We start from the raw sequence: 24,480 nt of genomic DNA on the forward strand, positions 1-24,480 counted from the left end.
TGCCCTCGGGCAGCCTTTTTTATTGCGTTGAATAAGCCAGCTTTACGGCTGTTCAGCCAACTGACGCAGCCCCTGCAAGGTATTGAACGGCGCATCCACGACAAAACTATTGGCCAACCAGGCCGGCACACTGCCGCCCGGTTCGGAATGCACCTGGTAGATCACCTCGATTTCGCCCTCGCGTGGCGTAAGGCTCCAGAAACCCTCAACCTTGCTCACCCGCACAAAGCCTTGCTGCAGCGGCAAATAGTCGGCAACCCCATGCAAAGTTCGAGTTACCCGACCATCGGCATCGCGCGTGGTAGTCACCTGCAGGATCGAATCACGCGGTTGCACCGGCCAGGGCGTATGGAAACGGCTGTAGGCCCAGCTTAGATCGCCCTCATGCTTGAGCAGCTTCTGTTCGCTGCAGGCATGAATCCAGGCGCAGGCCGCGCTGACATCATCCTGCAGGGCCAACAAGCGTGGCATATCGGCTCGTATACGAGTGACACCGCGAAACGCCTGAAAACTTGAGCCCGGAATCTGCTGCAAATAGACCTGAATACCCGCCTCATCCTTGACCAGACGCCATTGCCCCGCCTGCGCCACGCTCACCGCCAGCAACGCGGCAACCCCCAAGAGCAGCCCTGTAAACCGCACCATCATGCCTCCGGCAGCCGATAACCCTGGGTACAGTATCAGACTGCAACCGCCGTGCTCTGCTCCAGCCAGCCAATCAACTGCAGAGCCTCTGCGCTATTGCTGCCGCACACATACTCGGCGGCATGAAACGCCGAACACACCGCCGGCCGCTCAGGCTGGCCAAAAATCAGGCAGTAGTTATTCGAATCCAGCTGCACGCAGCGCACACCCGCCGGCTTGCCATCTGGCATACCCGGGATGGGGGAACTGATCGAAGGGGCAATGCAGCAGGCGCCGCAGCCGGCACGGCAATTCATCAGAGGGAAGCCTCAAACACAGCAGGGTACGAATATGGGCGCCGATCTTACTTGGCAAGCCCGAATTTAGCAGCCCAGATAGCGCAGATTCAGGCGAGCGGTAGGCGCAGGCGAAACTGCGTGCCCTGCCCCGGCGCGCTCCGCACCTGCAGTTCAGCCCCGAGAATATCCACGGCCAGCTGATGGGTGATATGCAAGCCAAGCCCGGTGCCGCCGCGCCCACGACGGGTCGTGAAGAACGGGTCGAAGATCTTCCCCAGCACCTCCTCGCTCATGCCGTCGCCGTTATCACTGACCTCAATCACGCATTCGCGGCGCATCTCGTCATGGTCAACCCGCACAGTCACCACGCCGTTCATGCCGGAGTCGAAGGCATGGATCAGCGCATTATCGATAAGGTTCTGCAGAATCTGCCCCAAAGGCCCTGGATAGCTGTCGAGCTGCAGGCTTTGCGGCAACTCCAGCTGCACCCGATGGTTTGACTGCTTGAGCTTGGGGGTAAACAGCAGCATGACCTCGCCTACCAGCTCGACCAGATCAAAGCTGCGTCGCTCGGTACTCGCGCGGTCGCTGGCCAGTTGCTTGAAGGCCCGGGTCAGCTGCGCCATGCGCGCCAGGCTATTGAGGATGATCGCCAGACCCTCATCATTGCGCTGCAGAAAGCGCTCCAACACGGAACGTTGCAGGCCTTCGCCGAAGCTTTTCTGCATGCTCTGATTGCCCTTATCCAGGGTTGAGGCCGCCATGCTGGCAGCGCCAATCGGCGTATTCAGCTCATGCGCCACACCGGCAACCAGAGTACCGAGCGAGGACAGCTTTTCCGCCTGGATCAATGCGCCGCGCGTGCGCTGTAGCTGCTCCACCGTGTCGCGCAGCTCAGTATTGCTTTGCTGCAATGCCTGACTGCTGAGCTCAAGCGCCTGACGCACCTGATTACGCTCGAACTCCGCTAAGCCCAGGCGCAACACCACCAGCAAGCCCAGAGAGAGCATCACGCAGACAAACAGCAGCACCTGCCAGAGCACCTGCATGCGCAAACCCTGGACCTGCTCGTGGGGCATATGCGAAACCAGCAGCCAGTGCTCGCCAGCCTCCAAGGTCTTGTCACCGCGCTGATAAGGGTCGAACTGATTGAATGCCCAGAAACCGGCACTGTCGCTGAACACCCCATTGCGTGCGCTCTGCATACGCCGCCAGCTGCCGGGAAAGCGGCTGGCCAGCGTCGCCTCAGGTTTGCCCAGGGCGAAGCCCCAGGCATCCTGCTCATCGGTAGCGAGCATCCAGTAGCCTTCATGATCGACCAGCGTCAGGTTGTTGCCGTAACTGCTGGACACCTCGGCCAGACGCTGCAGCAGCACTTGCCCCAGGTAGTTGAGCACCAGGATGCCACGTCGCTTGCCCTCACCATCGAAGATCGGCTCAGCACCGCGCAGAGTCGGCTTGAGTGGTTGTTCGACAGTGCCGGAATCGGTATTCAGGTCAAAACGCGACAGGTAGAACGCACCCTGAGGCAGGTTCATGGTTTCCACGAAGTAGTAATGCTGCGCCTGGTTGTGCAATTGCGCCTGGTCGCGCGCCAGCGGCTCGCCATCGCGCCAATCGACCCGCACCTGCTCCGCGCCACGCTCATCCAGCCAACGAATCTGGTCATAGACCCTGCTGCTGCGGGCGAACTCGACAAACAGTTGACTCAGGGCGCGCCGATTGTCTGCGCTGGGGTCTTGCAGCACCTCGGCCAACAACGGCTGCTGAGTGAGAAACTGCAGATTGCCACGCAAGGTTGCCAGGTGCCGATTGAGTACGCCGACGCCCTCGTTCAGGCTGATCTGCTGATTGCGCAGCAGCGGCTCAAGCCGCGCATCTAGCAGGCGTTCGTAGAGCAGCGCCATCAGCAGCAGAATCAGCAGGGTCCACGGCACAAATAGCAGCAATAGGTTGCGTCTGACTGGTTGCGACAACAGCTTGCTGCGCCAGGATTGCTGCATCAGGCCGTGCGCTCCGACCAGTCACTCAGCCAGTTCAGTAAGTCGGCGCAGGCCATCGGTTTGGCAAACAGATAGCCCTGCGCCTGCCGGCAGCCATGCCCAAGAATCCAATCGGCCTGCTGCTGGGTCTCTACGCCCTCGGCAATTACCTGCATGCCGACCCGCGCGGCAATCTGGATCACCGCCTCGGCAATCATCTGCTGGTCGCTGACCTCACCGATTTCCAGGACGAAACTGCGGTCGATTTTCAGCCGATCGGCTGGCAGTAAACGCAGATAGCTGAGCGATGAGAAGCCAGTGCCGAAGTCGTCGATGGCCACCTCCACACCCATGGCGCGCAGTGCGCGCAGCTTTTCACAGACGGTGTCGAAGGTGCGCATGGCCACCGACTCGGTAATTTCTACCTCGATCTGCTCAGGCAAGACCCCGGCCGCCTGCAGGTGAGTAGTAAACCGTTCGATAAAGTCATGCTGTAGCAGCTGCGGCGCGGAGACGTTAACGGCCACGCGAATATGCGCATAACCGGCACCGGCCAGCTGTTTCGCCGCCTGCAGGGCCAGACGCATTAGCAGATCGCCCAGCGGCAGGATGTAACCGGTGGCCTCGGCCAGGGGGATAAAACTCAGCGGCGGGACCATCTTGCCGTCGGCCTTGCGCCAGCGCGCCAGAGCCTCCACACCGGTGACGCGGTGGGTCTGCAGGTCGATCTGCGGCTGCAGTTCGACGCTGATCTGCCCCGCCTCCACCGCATCGCGCAAAGCCAGCAGCATGCGGTATGACTCGGCATGCGCGCTCTGCAGGCGCGGGTCATATACGCAGTGCTGGTCATGCCCCAGGCGTTTGGCCTGTTTCAGGGTCAGCAGCGCATCCTGCAAGGCCACGCTGGCAGTACCGGTAAAGTCGGCCAGGTGCATGGTCACGCTGCTCAGGCTGTGCACCTGGCCAAGCTCATAGGGGCGTTTATGCCGGCGAAACAGCGCCACCACCTCTGCGGCATTGACCTGGGTTTGCGGGCCGAGGATGGCAAACAGGTCATCGCGCACCCGCGCAATCAGCACGTCAGGGCTGAAGGCTTCGCGCAGCTTCTTCGCCACCAGGCCGAGAATAAAATCGCCATAACCGGTGCCAAAGGCGGTATTGGCCCCGGAGAAGTTGTCGATATCGATCAGTACCAACACCCGCTGATCCTTGGCCTCGGACTTCAGGGTCATGTCCAGCATGCGAATCAGCGCATTGCGGTTGGGGATCTTCAGCAGGTCGTCCTGGTAGGCCATTTCCTCCAGGCGACTGAACAGCGCGACGTTATATAGCCCGCGGCTGATACTGGCGCTGAACACCTTGAGCAGTTCCAGTTCTGTGTCATCCAGCGCCCGCGCGCTGTCGATATAGCAGGCGTAGTCGGAGCCCGCCTGAAAGCGCGGAAAGAACAATACCGTGCAGTCGCTCAGGCGCAGGGTCTGCTGCGCCTGCAAACATTGGCGCACCGCCGCCGCGACCTGCGGCTGCAGCACGTCCAGATTGGCGTCGATGCTGTCGAAGAAGCGCCCGCTGGCGCTGACAATCCGCGCATTTAGCTCGGTAGTGGCGTCCCCCTCATCGGCGCGCACACAAACGATGCCCTCGGTCTGCAGGTTAAGCAGCGAGGTGATTTCCGACAGAATCTTGGCTGACAACTCGCGGGTATTCTTCGAGCAGAACAGCGCATTGCTCGATTCGACGATCATCTGCAGGCCACGGCGGGCGCTGGCTACAGCCTTGAGCTGGGCATAACCGCGCACTGCGGCCGTGAGGACGGTGAGCAAGCGTTCGGCGCCGAGTTCACTCTTGGTCCAGTAATCGTTGATGTCGTAATCACGCATCACTTCATGGGCCGGCGCCATACCGGGCTCACCGGTAAGCATTACCACGCGGGTTTCACGGTTGCCAATTACCTCGCGCAGCGCCTTGATCAGGCGCAGGCCGGCGTCTTCGGTCTCCATCACCACATCGAGCAACACCAGGGCGATGTCATGGTGCTTGGCTAGCAGCATCGACGCTTCACGGCAACTGAACGCCTGAATCAGCTCAATGCGCCCGCCCAGCAGTTCCAGCTCACTCAGGGCAAAGGCGGTGGCGCGCTGAAAGTCGGCATCATCATCGACTGCCAGCACTCGCCATACAGGCTGACGGGAGGTGCCGGGAAGGTCGTCGTCGCTGAATGCAAATTGATCATCCATGAAGAATGCCCACGTGCCTGGAAGAGTGAGAACAGCGCCGAATCCAAACTGGCTTTGAGCCCAGTATAGACGGCTGTTCTCAGCCGCCAGTTAGCGCTTGTTCAGGCGGGCAAACAGACTGGAAGTGTCCCAACGGCCGCCGCCCATGCCCTGCACATCGGCATAGAACTGATCGACCAGCGCCGTTACCGGCAGCTGCGCGCCATTGCTACGGGCCTCGGCCAGCAGGATCGACAGGTCCTTGCGCATCCAGTCCACAGCAAAACCATGCTCGAACTCGCCGGCCAGCATGGTTTTGTGGCGATTTTCCAGCTGCCAGGACTGCGCAGCGCCCTTGCTGATCACTTCCATCGCACCATGGGCGTCGAGCCCAGCGCACTCGGCGAAATGCAGCGCCTCGGACAAGCCCTGCACAAGGCCGGCGATGCAGATCTGGTTGACCATCTTGGTCAGCTGGCCGCTGCCGGCTTCGCCCATCAAGCGGGCCATACGTGCATAAGCCTGAATGATCGACTCAGCCTTGGCGTAGGTCGCTGCCTCACCGCCAACCATGATGGTCAACGCGCCGTTCTGCGCCCCTGCCTGGCCACCGGATACCGGCGCATCGAGAAAACCCAGTTGGCGGGCAGCGGCCTGTTCGGCCAGTTCACGTGCTACCTGCGCCGAGGCAGTGGTGTGATCGACCAGCACCGCGCCGGGCTGCATACCGGCAAAGGCGCCCTGCTCGCCCAGCACCACGCCGCGCAGGTCATCGTCATTGCCCACGCAGACCATCACAAACTCAGCACCCGCGGCCGCTTCACGCGGGGTTGGCGCGTGGCTGCCGGCATATTCGGCAGCCCACTGCGCAGCCTTGGCTGCGGTGCGGTTGTACACACACACCTGATGCCCGGCGCGCGCCAGATGCCCGGCCATCGGGTAACCCATTACGCCCAGCCCGATAAACGCCAGCTTTGCCATATCCACCTCTACCTTCATACGCCATCGACAGCGCACGTTTCTGCTTAACCCCATATCCCCGCTGTACGGCAGATACGAACCCGGCTGCAAGCATGCCCGCCACATGGGGCCAGCGCCAGTACAGCCATAGGGCAAAACTGTATGGATGCACCCGACCAACAGGCTTTACCCAACGCCGAAACTGCTTCCATACTCGCGGCACGCTAAGGAGGGCTTATGCAGCATTGGCTGGTAATCGACCTGGAAGCCACCACCGAAGAAGGCGGTTGGCCGGTCACAGATATGGAAATCATCGAAATCGGCGCCAGCCTGGTCAACGCTGGCGGCCATGAAATCGAGTATTTCCAACGCTTTGTGCGACCCACCCGGCGCCCACACCTGACGCACTTCTGCCGGCAGCTCACGCAGATCAGCCAGACCGATGTCGATGCCGCGGCGCCGCTGAGTGCGGTGTGGGCGCAATTCGAACGCTGGTTGCTGGCCCATCAAGCGCAACTGGCGGGCTGGGCCAGCTGGGGTGACTATGACCGTCGCCAGTTCGAGCAGGAATGGCGCGCCCATGGCCTGGAGAGCTACCTGAGCCAGATCCCGCATATCAACCTGAAAAAACGCTTCGCCGAAGCCCGCCAGCTGCCCAGCCCGATTGGCCTGAAAATGGCGCTGAGTCTGGCTGGCTTGCAGTTCCAGGGCCAGCAGCACCGCGCTCTGACCGATGCGCGCAATACCGCTCGGCTGCTGCCGCTGGTTTTGCCTGTGCAAAGCAGATGACGAAGAAAAACCGCTTGGGCATACTGGCGAGCCTTTTTCTATGGCCTGCCGCTACTGGCAACCAGCCTTTTAAATCCCCTTCTCGAGGAACTGCAGATGTTCAAGGTCAATGAATACTTCGACGGCACCGTCAAATCCATCGCCTTCGGCATGGCTGAAGGCCCGGCCACCATTGGCGTGATGGCTGCAGGCGAGTACGAATTCGGCACCAACCAGCTGGAAATCATGCACGTGGTCGCTGGCGCCCTGACCGTCAAACTGCCAGGCAGCGAAAACTGGGAAACCTTCACCAGCGGCAGCAAGTTCACCGTACCGGCCAACAGCAAGTTTCAGCTCAAGGTCGCGGCTGATACCGCTTACCTGTGTGAATATCGCTAAGTCATAGAGCGCCTGAAAGCCGGCCTCAATGGCCGGCTTTTTTATTACGGATTAAACCTCAAGGAACAGCCATGCCGCGCTCGACGCAATTCTCCCTGGTGATCCTGCCGATCATATTGCTGCTGATCGCCATGACCTCGATCCAGAGCGGCGCGTCCCTGGCCAAGGAGCTATTTCCGGAAATTGGCGCCAGCGGCACCACGGCCCTGCGTTTGAGCCTTGGCGCGCTGATCCTGTGCATTCTGATGCGGCCCTGGCAGGCCAAGCTGACGCTGAAGTCCAGCCGTTCCCTGTTGGCTTACGGGCTGTCGTTGGGCGGCATGAACCTGCTGTTCTACCTCTCGCTGAAAACCATTCCACTGGGCATCGCGGTAGCCCTGGAATTCACCGGCCCACTCGGCCTGGCGCTGTTGTCGTCACGCCGCCTGGTGGACTTCGTCTGGATCGCCCTGGCGGTTTTCGGCCTCTGGCTGCTGTTGCCCACCGGGCAAAGCGATGTACCGCTGGACCCCGTCGGCATGGCCCTGGCCCTGGCGGCCGGCCTGTGCTGGGCGCTGTATATCGTCTTCGGGCAGAAGGCCGGCGCTGAACACGGCAAGCAAACCGTGGCCCTAGGCACCATAGTCGCGGCACTGCTGGTGTTCCCGATTGGTCTGTGGCAAGCCGGTAGCGGCCTGTTTTCAGTGGACTTGCTGCCCATCGCTTTGGCCGTAGCCGTGCTCTCCTCGGCCCTGCCCTATAGCCTGGAAATGGTCGCCCTGACCCGCCTGCCCGCGCGCACTTTCAGCATCCTGATGAGCATGGAGCCGGCGATTGCCGCCCTCTCCGGCCTGCTGTTCCTTAGCGAACGCCTGACGCTCAGCCAATGGCTGGCGATCAGCGCGATCATCCTCGCCTCGGCCGGTGCTGCAGCGACCATCAAACCGAAAGCCAAGCCGCTTTAAACTGCGGCGTCAGCCTCGTTACTGAACTGCAACTCGGCTAAGCGGGCATACAGCGGGCTGTTGTTGACCAGCTCGCTGTGGGTACCGATAGCCGCCAGCTTGCCGTGCTCGATCACTGCGATACGGTCAGCGCTTTTTACCGTGGCCAGGCGGTGGGCGATAACCAGGGTGGTGCGGCCCTGCATCAGCGGCGGCAAGGCTTGCTGAATCAGATGCTCGCTCTCGGCATCCAGCGCGCTGGTCGCTTCATCAAGCAGCAAAATCGGCGCATCTACCAGCAGCGCGCGGGCAATCGCCAGGCGCTGACGCTGACCGCCAGAAAGCCCCAGCCCGGCATCGCCGAGGTGAGTCTGGTAGCCGTCCGGCAGCTTCATAATAAATTCATGGGCATGCGCGGCTTTGGCTGCTGCCTCGACCTCGGCCAGGCTGGCAGTGGTTTTGCCGTAGCGGATATTGTCTTCCACCGAGCCGAAGAACAGCGCCGGATTCTGCGACACCAGGGCAAAGCTACTGCGCAGCTCGCGAGGGTCGAGCTGCTGAATCGGCACGCCGTCGATCAGGATGCTGCCCTGCTGCGGGTCGAAAAAGCGCAGCAGCAGATCAAACAGCGTCGATTTACCTGCGCCAGACGGCCCGACCAGCGCCAGGGTTTCCCCTGCTGCAACCTGTAGATCGATACCGTCCACGGCGAAACTGCCGGGGCGCGAAGGATAAGCGAAACGCAGCCCTTGCAGCCCGATACGGCCCTGCACCGGCTGAGTCAGATGCAAAGCATCCGTAGCTGGCGGGGTGATTTCATTGCGCGCCTGCAACAGCTCGGCGATGCGCTCGGCGGCGCCTGCGGCGCGTTGCAGCTCGCCGATCACCTCACTCAAGGTGCCAAAGGCCGAGCCAACAATCAGGCTATAGAACACAAAGGCCGCCAGCTCACCGCCGGAAATCCGCCCAGCGATCACGTCCATACCGCCTACCCAGAGCATCACCCCGACCGCGCCGAGCACCAGCACGATCACCACAGTAATCAGCCAGGCGCGCTGGGCAATCCGCTGACGCGCAGTGTCGAAGGCGGCCTCGGCGGACAGGCCGAAGCGACGCTTGTCCTCAGCCTGGTGGTTGTAGGCCTGCACGGTTTTGATCTGCCCCAGCACCTCACCAACGTAGCTGCCAACATCCGCCACCCGGTCCTGGCTCTGCCGCGACAACGCGCGCACGCGGCGACCGAATATCAAAATCGGCGCGACCACCAGCGGCAGCGCCATCAGCACGATGCCGCTGAGCTTGGCGTTGGTCACCACCAGCAGCACGCTGCCGCCAACCAGCATGATCAGGTTGCGCAGCGCCATCGACAGCGACGAGCCGATCACCGATTGCAGCAGCGTGGTGTCGGCGGTCAGGCGTGACTGAATCTCCGAGCTGCGGTTGCTCTCATAAAAGCCCGGGTGCAGTTCGATCAGGTGGTTGAACACGCGCTTGCGGATATCGGCGACAAAGCGCTCGCCAATCCACGACACTAGATAGAAACGGGTAAAGGTGCCGATGGCCAGCGCCAGCACCAGCACGAAGAACAGTCCGATGGACTGCTGCAGCGCCGCTGGCGACTGAGTGGCCAAACCCTGATCGACCAACAGCTTGATGCCCTGGCCCATCGACAGGGTGATGGCCGCGGTAAACATCAGCGCCAGCAAGGCCCCGAACACGCGACCGCGATACGGCGCGATAAAGCGCCAGGCCATACGCAAGGCATTGCGCTGACGGGAAGACAGGATCGAAAGCATGGAGTCTCGCTGGGGCGCTGACGCCCGTTAATGAGGAGGCGATTGCGGCGTTTCCGCCCGCCAAGCCACCCAACACAGCGCCAAAGCGGCGAGATTGGTGGACAGCGGATTGAACGCCTGCAGCAGTAGATGGGGACTGAATAGCGCCACATCAAGCAGCAGCCCAATCAACAGCACACCCGCCAGCAACAATGGCCAGCGCTGACGCCGCCAAAGCAGCAACAAACCCAGGATGATTTCCGCCAGACCAGCGATACGGGCCACCCACTCGGGGGCTGGCAGGTTATGGGCCTGAATCATCGCCAGCTCATCCGGGCTTAACCAGAGGATCTTCGGCACCAGACCGTGCCAGATAAACACCAGCGCCAAGGCGATACGCGCGACCCAGGCAATCTGCTGTAGACGGGGATCAGTCATGCAAGAAGCGCCGGGCATGGTCGGCGTTTGGTATGAGGCAACTGTCGTAACGACCGAATAGCCGATAGCGATTGAGCGCAATACGGTCATAGCACCAGTCACGCACAGGCCGTGGAATGACCCGCAGCCAGGCCAGCAAACGCCATCGATTAGGCAATTGCGCGACGATGCGCAGCACCGCATCCGAACGCAGCAGCATTTGGCCGTTCTCGATCAACGCCATGGTATCGAAGCGCTCGGTGGGCAAGCCGCCCCAGTCCAACAGCGCCTGACCCTCGGCCGATTGCACCGAAGCCAGACGAAAGCGCTGCTCAGCGTCATGGCGAATCAGAAACTTCGCCCAACCGTTGCACAGCTTGCACACCCCATCAAACAGCACCACGCGCTCGCCGGGCTGAATAAAGGGTGGAGGTATTTGCTCCTGCATAACCAACTCCTTCTGTGCAGCCCTCAGGCGGCGGGAATACGGTAATGACCGGTAATTTTAAAGCTAAAGAGAATGTCCTCTTCCTGGGTGCCGCGGCCGATATTGTGCAGCACCAGAGGTACGCCACTGCCGGCCTGGAGATCGCTGATAATACCGATATGGGTCAGCCCACCACCCAGATCCCAGGTGACGATATCGCCGGGGCGATAGCGCTCGGCATCCTGGCCAAGCGGCAGCGCCCAGCCCTGGCGCTTGAACCAGGTCATTAAGTTCGGCACGCGGCGATGATCAATATTGCTGTCGGGCCGGCTTAGCCCCCAGTTCTTTGGATACAGGCGAAAATTCGCACGCATGTCCTGATGCACCGCCTGCTGCAAATCGAGACCCTGCTGGCGCAACGCGCGAATCACCACATCGGTACACACGCCGGTAGTCAGCGGCACATCACCATTGGGGTAACTCAGGCGACGATAGGCGGGGTCATAACTCAAAGTCACGCCGACCTGCTCGCGGGCAGCTGCGACCAGGGCATCAGCCTGCAGCGCCCAGGCCTGGGGGCTCAGCAGAATACTCAGCGCGAACAGTAGAATCACCCGCATAACATCTCCTTAATAGTTCAGCTGCTACTTACCCACGGGATAGAGCAGCTCTTCCTTATAACCAGCCCACACGCGCACAACATCGGGAAAGGCATCGTCCAGCGCCGTATCGCCGCTGTCCACAAGCAGCGGCCGGCCTTCAAGCGTGCCAAGCTTGCGCTTGGTGGCGACCACCCGCAGGTTTTCCAGGCCGATGGCGCGCAGCACCCGTGGGCTGATCTGCTGATTGCCGCGGCCGATGATATGGCCCTGCCCGCCAATGGCGGTGACCAACAGCCGCGCCGGATGGCCATCAATCAGCTCGAATAGCTGCGCTTCGGTTACATCGCAGGCCAGCAACTGGCCGTTTTCGATTACATCGACGCCGAGCAAGGTGGTCTGCAAGCCGAGGTTCTGCGCCAAACCATGCAGGGTCGAACCGGGGCCAAACACATAGCGCACATCGGCTTCCCAGCTGTCCTGCAACCAGTCGGCCAGGTCACCTAGCACTAGCTCTTCGGACTCCACGCCACCCTGCTTGACCTGCTGCACATAGCCACCCTCCTGCGGCACCGTCAGCTCGCCATACCAGCGCGCGGTTACGCGCCCCTCGCGCAGGGCGCTTTCATCAATATCACGCACTTCGCCACTGCTCAGGCGCACCAGGCCGCCTTCGATCAGCCGCGCGGTCAGCTCGCCGGCTGCGCGCGGGCTGATGGCGTAAACGCCGGACTGAATCTTCACCCCGGCCGGAATCCCCAGTACGGGTTGACCTTCGCGCACCGCCGCGCAGATATCCCGCGCCGTACCATCGCCACCGGCGAACAGAATCAGCGCCACGCCGGCATCCTGCAGCCGTTCAACGGCCTGGCGGGTATCGGCCGCACTGCTGGGGCCGGCGCCCAGTTCACCGACCACGCGATGGGCAAAGCCCATCTCGCTCAGCAGATCGGCGCCCATGGCGCCGGGAAAGGTGACGAATTCCAGGCGCTCGCGTAGCAGCAACAGCACCTCAAGGGCAGTTTGCGTACGCAGCGCCGACTTGGCCTCAACGCCCAAAGCCAAGGCCTGCTCGGCCATGCCGTCACTGCCCTTGAACCCAGCCGGGCCGCCCAGCCCGGCCAATGGGTTGATGATCAAGCCAATATGGAAAAAACCCATAACACCCTCTAATTCAATACCTGCCTGCTCAATACCCGCAGGCCCTGGCACAGTGCCTGCAACGGTTGACTTGCCCTGTGTCTTGCGGCGGTTTTTTGCCGTCGCAGTTGTCATAGCGCCTTCATCTAACACTCATAAAATCGCGCTAACCGATGAGGAGACACGCCATGCACAGCCAACAACAGAATTCGCAAAAAGCCACAACAATGCCGATTGGTGGCTTTGTCATCGACGCCCAGGGCCGCGAAATCCCGATCACCGAAGAGATGATCCAGCAAGCCTGCAACGCACTGGAAAAAGCCCAGCAACAAGCCGCTAAACGTTAAGCGTCCCATCAGGGCAGCATTCGCTGCCCTTCGCTACAGCTGATTCAACCTCGCACCCAACGCCTGCACCAGGCTGGCCAACGCCGGCGCATCACCCTTTACGCAGACTTCCAACCCGTCGACTTCCCGGCGCATTGGGTAGTGTTTGCGTAGGCCATCAAAAGCCGCACGCCGGGTTGCGGCATCGCCCTGCAGGCTACGGCGAAAATCCGCATCATCGCGGCGCGGGTCATACACCGCGCGGCAGATACTGGCCAGGGCCCAGGCCGGATCAGCGCTAGCATCGATAGTCAGCTCACTCAGCCAGGCGGACGGCATCAGCTGCTCCAGTTCAACGCTGGGCGCAACACCCAGGTGCTGACACAGCGCCTGATAGATCTGCGCCGTGCCGCGCAGCTTGCCGTCGAGGCTGTAGCCGGCAATATGCGGCGTGGCGATGCGGCACAATGCGGCCAGTTCAACATCCGCCTGCGGCTCACCTTCCCAGACATCCAGCACCACCTGCAGATCGCTGCGCTGCGTCAGCAATTCGCGCAATACCTGGTTATCCACCACCGCGCCGCGGCTGGCGTTGATCAACCAGCTGCCCGGCTTGAGTGCAGTCAGGCGCGCCGCATCGAATAGATGATGAGTGGCATGCTCGCCGATGCGTTCAAGCGGCGTATGCAGGCTGATCACATCGCACTGCTCCAGCACCTGCTGCAGACTAACGAAATCACCGCCCTCGGCGGCCTGACGCGGCGGATCGCAGACCAGCACACGCCAGCCCAGGCCGCGCAGCACCTTAAGCAGACGGCTGCCTACCTGGCCTGCTCCGATCACCCCGTAGGTGCGCGTAGTCAGATCGACGCCCTGCTGCTCGGCCAATACCAGCAGGCTACCCAGCACATAGTCGACCACGCCACGGGCGTTACAGCCCGGCGCGCTGGCCCAGGCGATGCCGGCCTGTTGGAAATAGTCGAGGTCCAGGTGATCAGTGCCGATGGTGCAGGTGCCGACAAACTTGACTGTCGAGCCGTCTAGCAGCGCGCGGCTAACCTGGCTAACCGAGCGCACCAGCAACAGGTCAGCATCGGCGACCGCAACCGCATCGATGCTGCGGCCGGGCAGGCGGCGAACTTCGCCAAAACCGGCAAAGAATTCGTCAAGCAGGGGGATATTTTCATCAGCAACGATGCGCATGGCGATGCTCCGCAAATCAGGCCGGCATTCTAACCTGCCTGCACCGCTTGGCTACGCTGAGTAGCGCAATGCGCCCGTCGCGCTGAAACACTGTGCAACAAGGTTTCCTGACCAAGCCGTCAGGGCGTAGACTGCGCGGTTTCCTGACACACTGCCGGACACACCCACAATGCTTGCCCAAACCCGCTTGCAACGCGCCAGCACCGAGTTCTACAGCCTGCTGAAGCTCGCAACGCCGATCATCATTGCCCAGTTGGCCAACACCGCCATGGGCTTCGTCGATACCGTGATGGCCGGCCGGGTCAGCCCGCAGGATCTGGCCGCGGTGGCGCTGGGCAACTCGATCTGGGTGCCGGTGTTTTTGCTGATGACCGGCATTCTACTGGCCACCACGCCCAAGGTCGCCCAGCGCTTCGGCGCAGGTGCGCATACCGAGATCGGCCCACTGGTGCGTCAGGCACTGTGGTTGGCCCTGGCGGTGGGCATCGCGGCGGCGGTGATTTTGTGGAACGCAGAAATCGTCCTCAGCCTGATGAACGTCGACCCGGCGCTGATCGAGCCCGCCATGGGTTACTTGCGTGCCGTGGCCTGCGGTTTTCCAGCCGTAGCCCTGTACCACGTGCTGCGTTGCTTCAGCGACGGCCTGGGGCATACCCGGCCGAGCATGGTCATCGGCCTGTGCGGCCTGGCGCTGAATATCCCGCTCAATTACATCTTTATCTACGGCAAGCTCGGCCTACCGGCCATGGGCGGCGTTGGCTGTGGTTGGGCCACCGGCCTGGTGATGGGTTTTATGTTCCTGAGCATGCTCTGGTGGGTGAAATGGGCGCCGTTCTATCAGCCGAGCAAAATCTTCAACCACTTCGAATGGCCGCAGTGGCCGGTGCTCAAGCGCCTGCTCTCGGTCGGTCTGCCGATTGGTATCGCGGTGTTTGCCGAATCGAGCATCTTCGCGGTGATCGCTCTACTAATTGGCGGCCTGGGCGCCACTGTGGTGGCCGGGCACCAGATCGCCCTGAACTTCAGCTCCATGGTGTTTATGATCCCCTACTCCCTAGGCATGGCTGCCACCGTGCGCGTCGGTCAGGCGCTGGGCCGTGGCGAGCCGCGTGAAGCGCGCTTTGCTGCCGGGGTGAGCATGGCGGCGGCATTGGGTTACGCCTGCCTATCGGCCAGCCTGATGCTGCTGTTGCGCGAAGAGATTGCGCAGATCTATACCCCGGACCGCGCAGTAATTGCGGTGGCCACCACGCTGCTGGTGTATTCGGCGCTGTTCCAGTTCTCCGATGCCATTCAGGTAACGGCTGCCGGCGCGCTGCGCGGCTATCAGGACACCCGCGTAACCATGATCCTGACCCTGTTTGCCTATTGGGGCATCGGCCTGCCGGTGGGTTATGTGCTCGGTCTGACCGACTGGTTCGGCGAACCCAGCGGTCCCAGCGGGCTCTGGCAAGGCCTGGTGGTCGGCCTGACCTGCGCCGGTGGCATGCTCGCCGTGCGCCTGGCCGGCAGCGCGCGCAAACGGATTCGAGCCGCTAAGATGGCCTGATGAACGCCCGTCTGCTGCTTCTACTCGCTGCACTTTGCCTGTGCGCCTGCACGCCCGCCGATGATGGCCTGGCGTTGCAGGCCGATTACCTGCAACGCTTGAGTAACGCCCTGGATGTCGAACCGGCAACCGCCTTCGCCCCCAGCGAACTGACCCGCTACCGCCTACCAGCCCGCCGCAAACGCTTGATCGAGATTGCCGAACTGCGCATCAGCCTGCTGGACCTGCTGGTCGATGTGCGCCGTTGCCCCGCCCTGCAACAGCAGATCAGCCAGCGCAACAACAGCCTCGGCAAACAGCTGACACCCAGCAGCCGCCTGGCTTACGAAGGTGATCTGCTGCGCGCCCTGGATGCCTGCAGCGAACACCTGCGCAATCAGGACCAGCAACCCCTGCGCAACACCCTTGAACAACTGGCGCAGGAAAAACGTGCGCAACTGCCCGGCGTATTCTGGAATGCTCTGAATGCCAGCCCGGAGGTCGAACGCTACCTGCGCTTTGCCGAGCAGCCCCTGGCGCCAAATGCAGGCGAGGATAACGCGGCGCTAGATGCTCTGGCGCAGCTGGCCGCTATCGGCAGCGCCCTGCCCGCCAGGCTGCCGCCGAGTGCCGAGCAGCTTGATCCGCTGTTTTTCACCCTGCATGCCAGCGCCCAAGGCGGCCAGTTGATCAGCAGCCTCGCCAGCCTGACCCACAGCCTCAATCAAGGCAGCGAGATGCTGAACAGTCGGCAACAGCAGCGGCCGCTCTGCCCCACGGGCAAGGCCACAGAACGTGGGCGCATTGTGCAGAACATCTTCGTCAAGTATTACGCCGGTAGCCTGCAGCCCTATCTGGCGCAGGTAGATCAACGCGGGCAAACCTGGAGTAATAGCCTGCGCAGCCTCAGCCGCGTGGCGCAGATACCGCCGGCCACTCAGCAGTATTTGCAGCGCCTGAGCGGCCAAGAGGCGTCGTTATGGGCGGACTTTCAGCAGGCCACCGCGCGGCATGTGCGCAGCTGGCAGGAGCTGCTTAATAGCTGCGGCCTGGCGCCCGGTCAGTCGGGATGGAACGGCAACGCCGCCAGCGCCGACCAGTAGGCTTCGGACAACAACGCCTGACCCGCCAACAGATGGGCCAAGTAGTCGGAGCTAGGCAGCAGACCCTCTTCGCGAAAAGCCGGGTTGGCGATATACACCCAGGCCGGCTGCACACCATGAGCCGCGACAATCGGCAGGCACTCGCGGCTGTAAAAGATCGGCGTGCCTTCAAAGTGATCCAGCTTGGATATCTCGCCAGCGTCCTGCAGACGATAGAGCACGCCTTCCACCCGCCCCTCGCGCTGGTGCCGAATATTGGCGTAGGCCCGCCCGGGCGCCCGATCCGCTGCCCGCTTGTTAAAGCACAGGCTGTAACCCGGCAAATGCCCAGGCAGCGCCTCCAGCACCGTCAAGCCGCGAGCTTGCATGCGCGCCGGATTCATATTCGAGCCGTAGGCGAAGTACCAATTCATTAATCAAGCTTCTTGCGGATTAAGTACAGATAAGTCGCGCCCTCTTCCGCCTGCTCCACCAGCTCATGGCCAAGAAACACGCAGAACTTGGGGATGTCGCGACGGGTCGAGGGGTCGGTGGCAATCACCTTGAGCAGGCCACCGGCCTGCAGGTCGCGCACCTTGTTGTGCAGCATCATCACCGGTTCCGGGCAGTTGAGCCCGGTGGCGTCGAGGGTGGCATCGGGAATGGCGGTGGTTTGCAAAGACATCAGCGGGCTCCAATTGCAGGCCGCTATTCTGGCGCAAAGCTGACCCTGAGGTCATCTAGCATGTCGCAGTAAATCCGCCGCTCGGCTAAACGGAAGTTCACTAGCCCGGCATGCAGATCAACACAACCTTGGATGGGCAGCCGACGGCGGCTCAATCAGGCAGGCTGCGCAGCGCCAACCATTCCAATAAGAGCCATCTATGCGCCTTGCCCTGCTACTCGCCTCCCTGCTGCTCAGCGGCTGCGCCGCCCGCGATCAATTACCGGATTTCAGCGCCAGCGTGCAGCAGGACCTGCCTGCCAGATACTTCGATGCCGTTATCTATGGTCGCGACGGCACACGCCTATCGGCCACGGTGTTCCAGCCCGCGCTCAAGGTCGGCGAACAGGCACCGGTGATCGTGCATACCCACGGCTGGGGCGGCTGGCGCGTAACCCGACCGAACGGTTTTTACGGCACCCAGATGATGTCCGGCCGCGCGGCGGTAAAAGCCTGGCAAGCCGGTTATTGGGTGATCAGCTATGACCAGCGCGGCTGGGGCGGCAGCGAAGGCGACATCGAAATGATGGACCCCGAATATGAAGTGCAGGATGCCCTGGCAATTATCGACTGGGCCGCCGCCAACCTGCCACGCCTGAGCATGGACGCACCGAACGATCCCAAGGTCGGCATGCTCGGCGAAAGCTACGGCGGCGCGGTGCAGCTGCTGGCTTCGGCAACAGACCCGCGTATCGATGCCATTGTGCCGATTGCCACCTGGTATGACCTGAGCGAAGCCCTGGCCCCGGACAGCCATATGAAAGTCGGCTGGACCGGCGTGCTGCTCAGCCTCGGCCTGTCTACCGGTTATGACTTGGGCAAGTTCGTTCAGGCGCCCTACCTGAAAAGCGCTGACGGTCGTATGCGCGAGTCGGTGCGCGCCGAACTCAAGGCCCACAGCCTGACCAGCTACTGCGCACGCGGCCAGCGCCCGCAGGCCGATGCCCTGCTGATTCAGGGCATGCGCGACACCCTGTTCCCGCTCAACCAGGGCCTGGCGATTCGTGATTGCCTGCAACAGGGTGAGCGCGACGTGCGCCTGCTCGGCATGCAGGGCGGGCATATCCTGCCACCGCCCATGCAACGCTGGAGCGGCCTGCCGCCGTTCAATAATGAGGCGGTGCTGCATTGCGACGGCAGAGCGATCAACCTCTACCAGAGCATCATCAGTTGGTATGAAGACAAGCTGCGCGGCCGCAAGGGCGTGGCGGCGAGCATTCCCGATTTCTGCGTCAGTCTCGATCTGGATCAGGGCGTAGCCTTGCAGCAACTGCCGACCAATCAGCGGATTGAGCTGCCTGCTACGGCGATTCGACCGCTTAGCAGCGGGCTGCTGCAGCCGTCGCGCTTTATCCCACTGCAACAGGTACAGGCGAGCAGCGCCCTGATCGGCGTGCCCCGTGTGCATCTGGATAACACCGCACAGTTGCCGACGCTGTTTGCCGCCCTAGTGGTTCGGCGCGCCGATGGCAGCAGTGAAGTGCTGAGTGAGCAGGTCACCCCGCTCAAGGGCCAGGCCAGTACCGAACTGGCGGCCGTCAGCGCGCAACTGCAGCCTGGTGATGTGCTGGGCCTGCGTATCAGCGGCTTTAGCAGCCAATACCTGCTCAATAGTTCCTGGCAGCTCTCCAGCAGCACCCTGCAGGGGACGATTGAGGTGCCGCAGTTGCTGCCGTTACAGCCGCAACTCGCCCGGCATTGAAACTATTTGCTTAACCGGCGCAGGTGGCAGGTCACTTCCTCGCGGTCGTGATAGAGCTGTTTGCAGGCGATCGAGACCTTGATCTTGCGCTCGGCAAAGCCGTCTTCCAGGCGCTGCAACAGCCGGCGCACCTCGGCATAGCGCTGCTTCATCGGCAATTTGAGGTTGACCACCGCCTCACGGCAATGGCCTTCGCCGATCCAGGTTTCCAGCAAGGCGGCGCTGCGGGCGGGTTTTTCGACGATATCGCAGACCATCCAGTCCACCGGCTGCTTGGGCTTCCAGGTGAAGCCGTCGACCATCAGGTGGGTGACCAGGCCAGTGTCCATAAGGCTTTCAGCCATCGGCCCATTGTCGATGGCGGTCACCAGCATGCCGCGTTTGACCAGTTGATAGGTCCAGCCGCCCGGCGCGGCGCCGAGGTCGACCCCGGTCATTTCATCAGACAAACGCTCATCCCATTGCTCGCGGGGGATAAAGGTGTGCCAGGCCTCCTCCAGCTTGAGGGTCGAGCGACTTGGCGCTTCACGGGGGAACTTCAAACGGGGAATGCCCATAGGCCAGATCGCCGAGTTATTCGCCTCGGCCATGCCGACAAACACCTCGCGACCACTTTTGAAGGTCAGCAGCAGACGCGGCTTATGCGCATCCTCGACCAGCTTGCCGGCCTTGGTCAGGGCGTTGCGCAGCGGCGCCTCAAACTTCTTGCAGAAATTAGACAGCTCCTTGCCATCGTTGGTATCCAACACTTCCAGCCACAGGCTGCCGAATACCGGAAAATCCGCTAGATGGCCGAGCAGAACGCTGATGCGGTCCAGCTCCGGCAGGTTGATAAATACCCCGCGCGCCCACTGCCGCGGGAAGATCAGCTGATTGAAGCGCACCCCACGCATCAGGCGCTCGGCACCATCGTCCTCGGTGCAGATAAATTCCGCGCAGGCGGTACTCGGCTTGGCCTTGGCATAACCGGCAACATCCAGACGCGCGGCGTGCTCGGCGATTTCCGCACACACCTCGTTTTCAAAACCGGGACGGCAGTGCAACAACAACGTATTCATCAGCGACTCTCCTCAAGGCGCGCATCATAGCCGAGTCACCCGCCTGTGCTTGCTTTGCATCGGCCTTTTCCTGATCTGCAGGTTAGACTGACGCCTCTGCGCAGGGCTCTAGAGCCTGCCAACCGATCATCGGCCGCACCAGCAGAACAGCGCGGTACTCGGCCACAACCTGCCTCCTTATCGGTCACACCTGAATTCACGGGCTAAACTTCCGCCAGCAACGGCCGAAGTACCGGTAACGTTTAAAGGAATAAAGAACGCCATGCGCAATAACCAACCTATTACTCAGCGCGAGCGCACCTTCCCCGCGCAGCAACGACTGATCTCCACCACCGACGTCAAAGGCCAGATCACCTACTGCAATGACGCCTTTGTCGAGATCAGCGGCTTTAGCCGCGATGAGTTGCTTCGTGCGCCACATAACCTGGTGCGCCACCCGGACGTACCGGCAGCGGTGTTCCAACATATGTGGGACACCCTGAAGAAGGGCCGGCCGTGGATGGGCATCGTCAAGAACCGCTGCAAGACTGGCGACCACTACTGGGTCAACGCCTACGTCACGCCAGTGACGGAAAATAACCAGGTAGTCGGCTATGAATCGGTACGGGTCAAGCCGACTGCCGAGCAGATACGCCGCGCCGAGGCGCTGTACCAGCGCATCAACAGCGGCAAATCGGCGATCCCCAGCAGTGATCGCTGGATGCCGATCTTGCAGGACTGGCTGCCGTTTATCCTGGTCAGCCAGGTCGGCTTCCTGATCGGCGTGTGGCTCGACTCCAGCTGGGGCTTTGCCATCGCTGCCGGGTTGTCGGTGCCGCTGGGCCTGGCCGGGCTGAACTGGCAACAACGCGGCCTCAAGCGCCTGCTGCGCCTGGCCGACCAGACCACTTCCGACCCGCTGATCGCGCAGATGTACACCGACAGCCGCGGCGCTCAAGCCCGTCTGGAAATGTCCATCCTCAGCCAGGAAGCGCGCCTGAAAACCTGCCTGACACGCCTGCAGGACACCGCCGAGCAGCTCACTCAGCAAGCCAAACAGGCCGATTCCCTGGCACACAGCAGCTCCGCCGGGCTTGAACGCCAGCGCAGCGAAACCGATCAGGTTGCCACCGCAATCAACGAAATGGCCGCCACAACGTTGGAAGTGGCGAGCAACGTCGCCCGTACTGCCATCGCCACTCAGGATGCCAACCGCCTGACCAGCGCCGGCCGTGGCATTGCTGCAGAAACCCGCCAGGCCATTCAGCGCCTATCGCAATCGGTGGGTGATACCGGTGAAACGGTGACCCGCCTGGCACAGGACAGCAATGAAATCGGCGGCGTAGTCGATGTGATCAAAGGCATCGCCGACCAGACCAACCTGCTCGCCCTCAACGCCGCCATCGAAGCCGCACGCGCCGGTGAAATGGGCCGTGGTTTTGCCGTGGTGGCCGATGAAGTGCGCTCACTTGCGCAGCGTACCGCCGAATCCACCGGGCAGATTCACCAGCTGATCGCCAAGCTGCAGCGCACCGCCGAAGAAGCAGTGCTAACTATGGAAATCGGCCGTAAACAGGCTGATGAAGGGGTTGAGCGCGTGCAGCAGGCCGACGAAGCATTGGCCGGCATCAGCGACGCAGTGGCCAATATCGCCGATATGGCCAACCAGATCGCCGCAGCAGCCGAGGAGCAGAGCGCAGTGGCCGATGAGGTCAACCGCAGCATCACCACCATCGCCCAACTGGCCGACAAGACCGCTGGCGAAGCGCATGACACCGCCCGCCTCAGCGAGGCCCTGACGGCGACCGCCAATGGTCAGTATGCCCTGGTGGAACGCTTCAACCGCTAAGAACCTGCTCGCGATCTGCTGCGCGTCGGCCCTGCGGCGTTAAAAACCGGCTTGGAATGCTCATGTACAAAAGTACACTCCGCTTCCTCGCCTGTTTTTGCCTTGCAGGACTCTAGCTCGCAAGATCGTGAACAGGTTCTAGGCCGCAAAGGCGCACTGCCCTGCAGTGCGCGGCCCTCCCCGCTGTTACAGATTCTCGTAGCGATTCATATCCAGCACACCGGCTTCCAGCGGTTCGGTTTGCTGGATATACGCCGACATATCGTGGAAATAGCGCCAGAACTCTGGATGCGTACGGCGAATGCCCCAGCGCTCGACAACTTTCTCAAAGGCCGCTGCGTCACGCGCCTGCTCCAGCGCAGAGACAAACTCCGCCGCCTGCTCCACCTGCACATTGAAGATAAAGTTCGGGTAGCTGCTGAGCACCCCCGGATACACCGTCAGGGTATCCAGCGCCGGCTGGTAGCGCAGTTCTTCGCCGAGCATAAAGGCCACGTTACTGTGCGCGCGGTTGCGCAGCAGGCTGTACACCTCGCGCTGACCATCGGCCATTTCCAGCCGTAGCAAGGTTGCCTCCGGCAGTTGCTCGATCACCTTGAGCGTGCCCGCAGGTTTTGCCGTCAGGCGACTCAGCGACTGTTCGGCGCGCTGCAACTCGGCGTCCAGCCCCGGGCGATGGCAATGCGCGCCCGTACAGCGGTTGATCGGATCGGGTCGTGCATTCAGGCTGCCGTAGCGTTCCAGCAGAGTCTCGACAAAGCTGCGTTTGGGGTCGTTGCCGGGCAGGCGCAGGGCGCTCGGGCTTTTGCTATCGATTGCCTGGTAATCGAGCCAGATCTTCAGCTTGCCACTGCTCTGGTACCAGTCGCTCAGATAGCCCTGGCGCGACTCGGCTGGCATCAGCCGAAGAAAATTGACCTCAGCGCCGTTACGGATCAAATCGAAGTACAGCCGCGTTTGCGCCTGGTGCGACACGTTGCCGAACACATCGAAATTCACCACCAGTTGGTAATAGGTACGCTCCAGCAGCGGGAAGTCCAGCCACCAGAGGGTTTGCGGCACCTCGCCAATCAAGCCTTTGCGCACCGAGGCACTGTCGTGCTGGCGGAAGATCGACAGCAGCGCATTGTCGTTACCGGCCCAGATATGCGACCAGCTCGGCGCGGGCGCATCGGCATAGCGTTGCATGCGCAGCGCTTCGTACTCATTGCGCTTGTCGCGGTAGGTGCGCCACAGACCGAGCAGATCGCCGATGCTGTCCAGCTGACCAGGCATGGCCAGTAAATCCTTGGCCTGCTCGCGGTACTCGGGATCGGTGATATAGAGATCGTGCTGCGGGTCCTGGAACACCGCCCAGAAGTTATCGCGAATCACATCCGTGGCAATCTGCCCACGGCACACCGGGCCGCGAATAAAGGTGCGCACGAAGTATTCAGCGTTATCCAGCATAAATTGGTAACGCGCCTGCGCCGGAATCGCGGCAAAGGTCTCGAACGGGTTGGCGCGGCGCAGCAGGCTATATCCCGGCACGGCGTCCGCCTGCCAATCGCTGGCAAAAAACAGCTGTTTAACCCGCGCCAGCTTGGCCGCGCTCAGCCCATAAGTGATATGGGTCTTGTGCACGATCACGCCCTGCACCGGTATCAGGCGGTAATAGAACTCGCTACCCGGGTCTTCATTGGGCAGGCGCGTGGCGATGATATCCACCGGCTCACCGCTGGGCGTACGCGAACGCACCATCTGGAAGAAATGCCCTGGCTCGCCGTCAGCAAAATGCAGATGGGCGAGAAACAGATGCTCGTAGAGCCAGCGTGAAACCAGCGACTCGCGAGCGCCGGGGGCGTTCATAAAGGCTTCCCAGGTGGCGATCTGCTGCGCCTCGGCTGTGCTGGCCTGCAGCGCTTGCTGATCGACCGGCGCGCCCTGCTCCAGCCAAGCCTGCAGCGTCTGGTAGTCGGCCTCGCTCAAGCCAGTCACCGCGAACGGCATGCCGGCTTGTGGATTCTTCCGGGCAAACTCGTCGAACTCCTGCGGCAATGGGCATTGGTTGACCCGGTCGATGCTGATATCAAGCGTCGCCGGCAATTTGCTGTTGGCGGCCAACGGCTGCTGGTGGCCCAACTCGAGCATGCGCGCCATCAGCGCGGCCTGGCTGCCCTGCGAGTCCAGCACGGAGGTAAAGCCCTTGCGCTGCCAGGCTGCTGCGCCATGGGCATCAACAAACAAGCGCGTGGTGGCCTGCGCCTGGGTGCGCGTGCCGTTGTACACCGTGGCCTTGCTGGCACCGCGCTGCACGCCTTCACCGCTGCCCAGGTTGAGCTGGCAAGCGGCGTCGTAACAGGCATGGCAGGCCACGCAGTTCTTGGTAAAAATCGGTTGGATATCGCGGCTGTAGGAGATGGGTTCAGCCGCCTGTAGTGAGCCGATGAACATTAAACACACGCCAAGCAGTAAGCGGCAGAACATGGAAACGTCTCTAAAATGGCTTAAGCGCCGATTC

23 protein-coding genes are annotated in these 24,480 nt (G+C 61.8%); 8 read left to right on the forward strand and 15 right to left on the reverse strand.

Going from position 1 to position 24,480, the window contains the following annotated elements; translation table 11 throughout:
- Positions 1–42: 42 nt before the first annotated feature.
- The 5 genes from ACQ4LH_RS17020 to ACQ4LH_RS17040 all read right to left on the reverse strand — a co-directional run bounded on the left by ACQ4LH_RS17020 (position 43) and on the right by ACQ4LH_RS17040 (position 6,120).
- Positions 43–645, reverse strand: coding sequence for an START domain-containing protein (locus ACQ4LH_RS17020; RefSeq protein WP_430698306.1), 603 nt, complete (start codon positions 643–645; stop codon positions 43–45).
- Positions 646–680: 35 nt separating this feature from the next.
- A complete protein-coding gene (locus tag ACQ4LH_RS17025) occupies positions 681–941 on the reverse strand; it encodes a YkgJ family cysteine cluster protein (protein WP_430698307.1) in 261 nt (86 codons plus the stop codon).
- A gap of 89 nt (positions 942–1,030) precedes the next feature.
- Entirely contained in the window at positions 1,031–2,926 is a 1,896-nt protein-coding gene (locus tag ACQ4LH_RS17030) for a sensor histidine kinase (protein ID WP_430698308.1), read from the reverse strand.
- Positions 2,926–5,142: a GGDEF/EAL domain-containing response regulator gene (locus ACQ4LH_RS17035; RefSeq protein WP_430698309.1), complete on the reverse strand. Its 2,217-nt coding sequence runs from the start codon at positions 5,140–5,142 to the stop codon at positions 2,926–2,928. Before ACQ4LH_RS17035 ends, ACQ4LH_RS17030 begins: the two co-directional genes overlap by 1 nt.
- A 90-nt stretch (positions 5,143–5,232) precedes the next feature.
- Positions 5,233–6,120 carry an NAD(P)-dependent oxidoreductase gene (locus tag ACQ4LH_RS17040; RefSeq protein WP_430698310.1) on the reverse strand — a complete coding sequence of 296 codons (888 nt, stop codon included), beginning with the start codon at positions 6,118–6,120 and terminating at the stop codon, positions 5,233–5,235.
- A gap of 198 nt (positions 6,121–6,318) precedes the next feature.
- Here ACQ4LH_RS17040 and ACQ4LH_RS17045 point away from each other — a divergent pair, with 198 nt between their 5' ends.
- The 3 genes from ACQ4LH_RS17045 (at position 6,319) to rhtA (ending at position 8,192) form a co-directional block, all read left to right on the forward strand.
- Entirely contained in the window at positions 6,319–6,870 is a 552-nt protein-coding gene (locus ACQ4LH_RS17045; RefSeq protein ID WP_430698311.1) for an exonuclease domain-containing protein, read from the forward strand.
- Positions 6,871–6,966: 96 nt separating this feature from the next.
- A complete protein-coding gene (locus tag ACQ4LH_RS17050) occupies positions 6,967–7,248 on the forward strand; it encodes a pyrimidine/purine nucleoside phosphorylase (RefSeq protein ID WP_430698312.1) in 282 nt (93 codons plus the stop codon).
- Between the two features lie 71 nt (positions 7,249–7,319).
- Positions 7,320–8,192 carry a threonine/homoserine exporter RhtA gene (rhtA, locus tag ACQ4LH_RS17055; RefSeq protein WP_430698313.1) on the forward strand — a complete coding sequence of 291 codons (873 nt, stop codon included), beginning with the start codon at positions 7,320–7,322 and terminating at the stop codon, positions 8,190–8,192.
- Here the strand turns inward: rhtA and ACQ4LH_RS17060 are convergent.
- The 5 genes from ACQ4LH_RS17060 to ACQ4LH_RS17080 are packed head-to-tail and all read right to left on the reverse strand — an operon-like array spanning position 8,189 to position 12,550.
- A complete protein-coding gene (locus tag ACQ4LH_RS17060; protein WP_430698314.1) occupies positions 8,189–9,967 on the reverse strand; it encodes an ABC transporter transmembrane domain-containing protein in 1,779 nt (592 codons plus the stop codon). The genes rhtA and ACQ4LH_RS17060 overlap by 4 nt on opposite strands.
- A 27-nt stretch (positions 9,968–9,994) precedes the next feature.
- Positions 9,995–10,384, reverse strand: coding sequence for a DoxX-like family protein (locus tag ACQ4LH_RS17065; protein WP_430698315.1), 390 nt, complete (start codon positions 10,382–10,384; stop codon positions 9,995–9,997).
- Positions 10,377–10,811, reverse strand: a complete 435-nt coding sequence (locus tag ACQ4LH_RS17070) for a thiol-disulfide oxidoreductase DCC family protein (RefSeq protein ID WP_430698316.1) — start codon at positions 10,809–10,811, stop codon at positions 10,377–10,379. Before ACQ4LH_RS17070 ends, ACQ4LH_RS17065 begins: the two co-directional genes overlap by 8 nt.
- Before the next feature lie 23 nt (positions 10,812–10,834).
- Positions 10,835–11,410: a DUF1287 domain-containing protein gene (locus ACQ4LH_RS17075; RefSeq protein WP_430698317.1), complete on the reverse strand. Its 576-nt coding sequence runs from the start codon at positions 11,408–11,410 to the stop codon at positions 10,835–10,837.
- A 24-nt stretch (positions 11,411–11,434) separates the two neighbouring features.
- A complete protein-coding gene (locus tag ACQ4LH_RS17080) occupies positions 11,435–12,550 on the reverse strand; it encodes an ATP-NAD kinase family protein (RefSeq protein WP_430698318.1) in 1,116 nt (371 codons plus the stop codon).
- A 152-nt stretch (positions 12,551–12,702) separates the two neighbouring features.
- Here ACQ4LH_RS17080 and ACQ4LH_RS17085 point away from each other — a divergent pair, with 152 nt between their 5' ends.
- Complete coding sequence (locus ACQ4LH_RS17085; protein WP_430698319.1) at positions 12,703–12,876, forward strand: PA1571 family protein; 174 nt, start codon at positions 12,703–12,705, stop codon at positions 12,874–12,876.
- 33 nt (positions 12,877–12,909) lie between these two features.
- Here ACQ4LH_RS17085 and pdxB read toward each other — a convergent pair whose 3' ends face one another.
- Positions 12,910–14,058: a 4-phosphoerythronate dehydrogenase PdxB gene (gene pdxB / locus ACQ4LH_RS17090; protein WP_430698320.1), complete on the reverse strand. Its 1,149-nt coding sequence runs from the start codon at positions 14,056–14,058 to the stop codon at positions 12,910–12,912.
- Between the two features lie 169 nt (positions 14,059–14,227).
- Here pdxB and ACQ4LH_RS17095 point away from each other — a divergent pair, with 169 nt between their 5' ends.
- The gene (locus ACQ4LH_RS17095) at positions 14,228–15,607 is read left to right on the forward strand and encodes an MATE family efflux transporter (RefSeq protein ID WP_430698321.1); all 1,380 of its coding nucleotides are present in this window, start codon (positions 14,228–14,230) and stop codon (positions 15,605–15,607) included.
- Positions 15,607–16,689: a DUF3080 family protein gene (locus ACQ4LH_RS17100; RefSeq protein WP_430698322.1), complete on the forward strand. Its 1,083-nt coding sequence runs from the start codon at positions 15,607–15,609 to the stop codon at positions 16,687–16,689. The genes ACQ4LH_RS17095 and ACQ4LH_RS17100 overlap by 1 nt, the downstream gene beginning before the upstream one ends.
- Here ACQ4LH_RS17100 and ACQ4LH_RS17105 read toward each other — a convergent pair.
- Both ACQ4LH_RS17105 and tusA read right to left on the reverse strand, forming a co-directional pair.
- Entirely contained in the window at positions 16,647–17,102 is a 456-nt protein-coding gene (locus ACQ4LH_RS17105) for a gamma-glutamylcyclotransferase family protein (protein ID WP_430698323.1), read from the reverse strand. The genes ACQ4LH_RS17100 and ACQ4LH_RS17105 overlap by 43 nt on opposite strands.
- Positions 17,102–17,353, reverse strand: coding sequence for a sulfurtransferase TusA (gene tusA, locus ACQ4LH_RS17110; protein WP_090253220.1), 252 nt, complete (start codon positions 17,351–17,353; stop codon positions 17,102–17,104). The genes ACQ4LH_RS17105 and tusA overlap by 1 nt, the downstream gene beginning before the upstream one ends.
- Before the next feature lie 199 nt (positions 17,354–17,552).
- On the opposite strand from tusA, the gene ACQ4LH_RS17115 reads away from it, so the two are divergent.
- Positions 17,553–19,094 (forward strand): CocE/NonD family hydrolase, encoded by a 1,542-nt coding sequence (locus tag ACQ4LH_RS17115; RefSeq protein ID WP_430698324.1) that lies wholly within the window; start codon positions 17,553–17,555, stop codon positions 19,092–19,094.
- Positions 19,095–19,096: 2 nt separating this feature from the next.
- Here ACQ4LH_RS17115 and rlmM read toward each other — a convergent pair whose 3' ends face one another.
- Positions 19,097–20,152, reverse strand: coding sequence for a 23S rRNA (cytidine(2498)-2'-O)-methyltransferase RlmM (gene rlmM / locus ACQ4LH_RS17120; RefSeq protein WP_304867830.1), 1,056 nt, complete (start codon positions 20,150–20,152; stop codon positions 19,097–19,099).
- Positions 20,153–20,414: 262 nt separating this feature from the next.
- On the opposite strand from rlmM, the gene ACQ4LH_RS17125 reads away from it, so the two are divergent.
- The gene (locus tag ACQ4LH_RS17125) at positions 20,415–21,980 is read left to right on the forward strand and encodes a methyl-accepting chemotaxis protein (protein ID WP_430698325.1); all 1,566 of its coding nucleotides are present in this window, start codon (positions 20,415–20,417) and stop codon (positions 21,978–21,980) included.
- Between the two features lie 186 nt (positions 21,981–22,166).
- Here ACQ4LH_RS17125 and ACQ4LH_RS17130 read toward each other — a convergent pair whose 3' ends face one another.
- On the reverse strand, positions 22,167–24,446 hold the full coding sequence (locus ACQ4LH_RS17130) for a fatty acid cis/trans isomerase (protein WP_430698326.1): 2,280 nt from the start codon (positions 24,444–24,446) through the stop codon (positions 22,167–22,169).
- Between the last annotated feature and the right edge of the window lie 34 nt (positions 24,447–24,480).

The organism is Pseudomonas peli, assembly GCF_050563605.1.
Taxonomy (GTDB): domain Bacteria; phylum Pseudomonadota; class Gammaproteobacteria; order Pseudomonadales; family Pseudomonadaceae; genus Aquipseudomonas; species Aquipseudomonas peli_A.

Bases quoted from the DNA above. Each gene is read 5' to 3' on its own strand.
- ACQ4LH_RS17020 (WP_430698306.1), bottom strand. From the start codon at position 645: ATGGTGCGGTTTACAGGGCTGCTCTTGGGGGTTGCCGCGTTGCTGGCG.
- ACQ4LH_RS17025 (WP_430698307.1), bottom strand. From the start codon at position 941: ATGAATTGCCGTGCCGGCTGCGGCGCCTGCTGCATTGCCCCTTCGATC.
- ACQ4LH_RS17030 (WP_430698308.1), bottom strand. From the start codon at position 2,926: ATGCAGCAATCCTGGCGCAGCAAGCTGTTGTCGCAACCAGTCAGACGC.
- ACQ4LH_RS17035 (WP_430698309.1), bottom strand. From the start codon at position 5,142: ATGGATGATCAATTTGCATTCAGCGACGACGACCTTCCCGGCACCTCC.
- ACQ4LH_RS17040 (WP_430698310.1), bottom strand. From the start codon at position 6,120: ATGAAGGTAGAGGTGGATATGGCAAAGCTGGCGTTTATCGGGCTGGGC.
- ACQ4LH_RS17045 (WP_430698311.1), top strand. From the start codon at position 6,319: ATGCAGCATTGGCTGGTAATCGACCTGGAAGCCACCACCGAAGAAGGC.
- ACQ4LH_RS17050 (WP_430698312.1), top strand. From the start codon at position 6,967: ATGTTCAAGGTCAATGAATACTTCGACGGCACCGTCAAATCCATCGCC.
- rhtA (WP_430698313.1), top strand. From the start codon at position 7,320: ATGCCGCGCTCGACGCAATTCTCCCTGGTGATCCTGCCGATCATATTG.
- ACQ4LH_RS17060 (WP_430698314.1), bottom strand. From the start codon at position 9,967: ATGCTTTCGATCCTGTCTTCCCGTCAGCGCAATGCCTTGCGTATGGCC.
- ACQ4LH_RS17065 (WP_430698315.1), bottom strand. From the start codon at position 10,384: ATGACTGATCCCCGTCTACAGCAGATTGCCTGGGTCGCGCGTATCGCC.
- ACQ4LH_RS17070 (WP_430698316.1), bottom strand. From the start codon at position 10,811: ATGCAGGAGCAAATACCTCCACCCTTTATTCAGCCCGGCGAGCGCGTG.
- ACQ4LH_RS17075 (WP_430698317.1), bottom strand. From the start codon at position 11,410: ATGCGGGTGATTCTACTGTTCGCGCTGAGTATTCTGCTGAGCCCCCAG.
- ACQ4LH_RS17080 (WP_430698318.1), bottom strand. From the start codon at position 12,550: ATGGGTTTTTTCCATATTGGCTTGATCATCAACCCATTGGCCGGGCTG.
- ACQ4LH_RS17085 (WP_430698319.1), top strand. From the start codon at position 12,703: ATGAGGAGACACGCCATGCACAGCCAACAACAGAATTCGCAAAAAGCC.
- pdxB (WP_430698320.1), bottom strand. From the start codon at position 14,058: ATGCGCATCGTTGCTGATGAAAATATCCCCCTGCTTGACGAATTCTTT.
- ACQ4LH_RS17095 (WP_430698321.1), top strand. From the start codon at position 14,228: ATGCTTGCCCAAACCCGCTTGCAACGCGCCAGCACCGAGTTCTACAGC.
- ACQ4LH_RS17100 (WP_430698322.1), top strand. From the start codon at position 15,607: ATGAACGCCCGTCTGCTGCTTCTACTCGCTGCACTTTGCCTGTGCGCC.
- ACQ4LH_RS17105 (WP_430698323.1), bottom strand. From the start codon at position 17,102: ATGAATTGGTACTTCGCCTACGGCTCGAATATGAATCCGGCGCGCATG.
- tusA (WP_090253220.1), bottom strand. From the start codon at position 17,353: ATGTCTTTGCAAACCACCGCCATTCCCGATGCCACCCTCGACGCCACC.
- ACQ4LH_RS17115 (WP_430698324.1), top strand. From the start codon at position 17,553: ATGCGCCTTGCCCTGCTACTCGCCTCCCTGCTGCTCAGCGGCTGCGCC.
- rlmM (WP_304867830.1), bottom strand. From the start codon at position 20,152: ATGAATACGTTGTTGTTGCACTGCCGTCCCGGTTTTGAAAACGAGGTG.
- ACQ4LH_RS17125 (WP_430698325.1), top strand. From the start codon at position 20,415: ATGCGCAATAACCAACCTATTACTCAGCGCGAGCGCACCTTCCCCGCG.
- ACQ4LH_RS17130 (WP_430698326.1), bottom strand. From the start codon at position 24,446: ATGTTCTGCCGCTTACTGCTTGGCGTGTGTTTAATGTTCATCGGCTCA.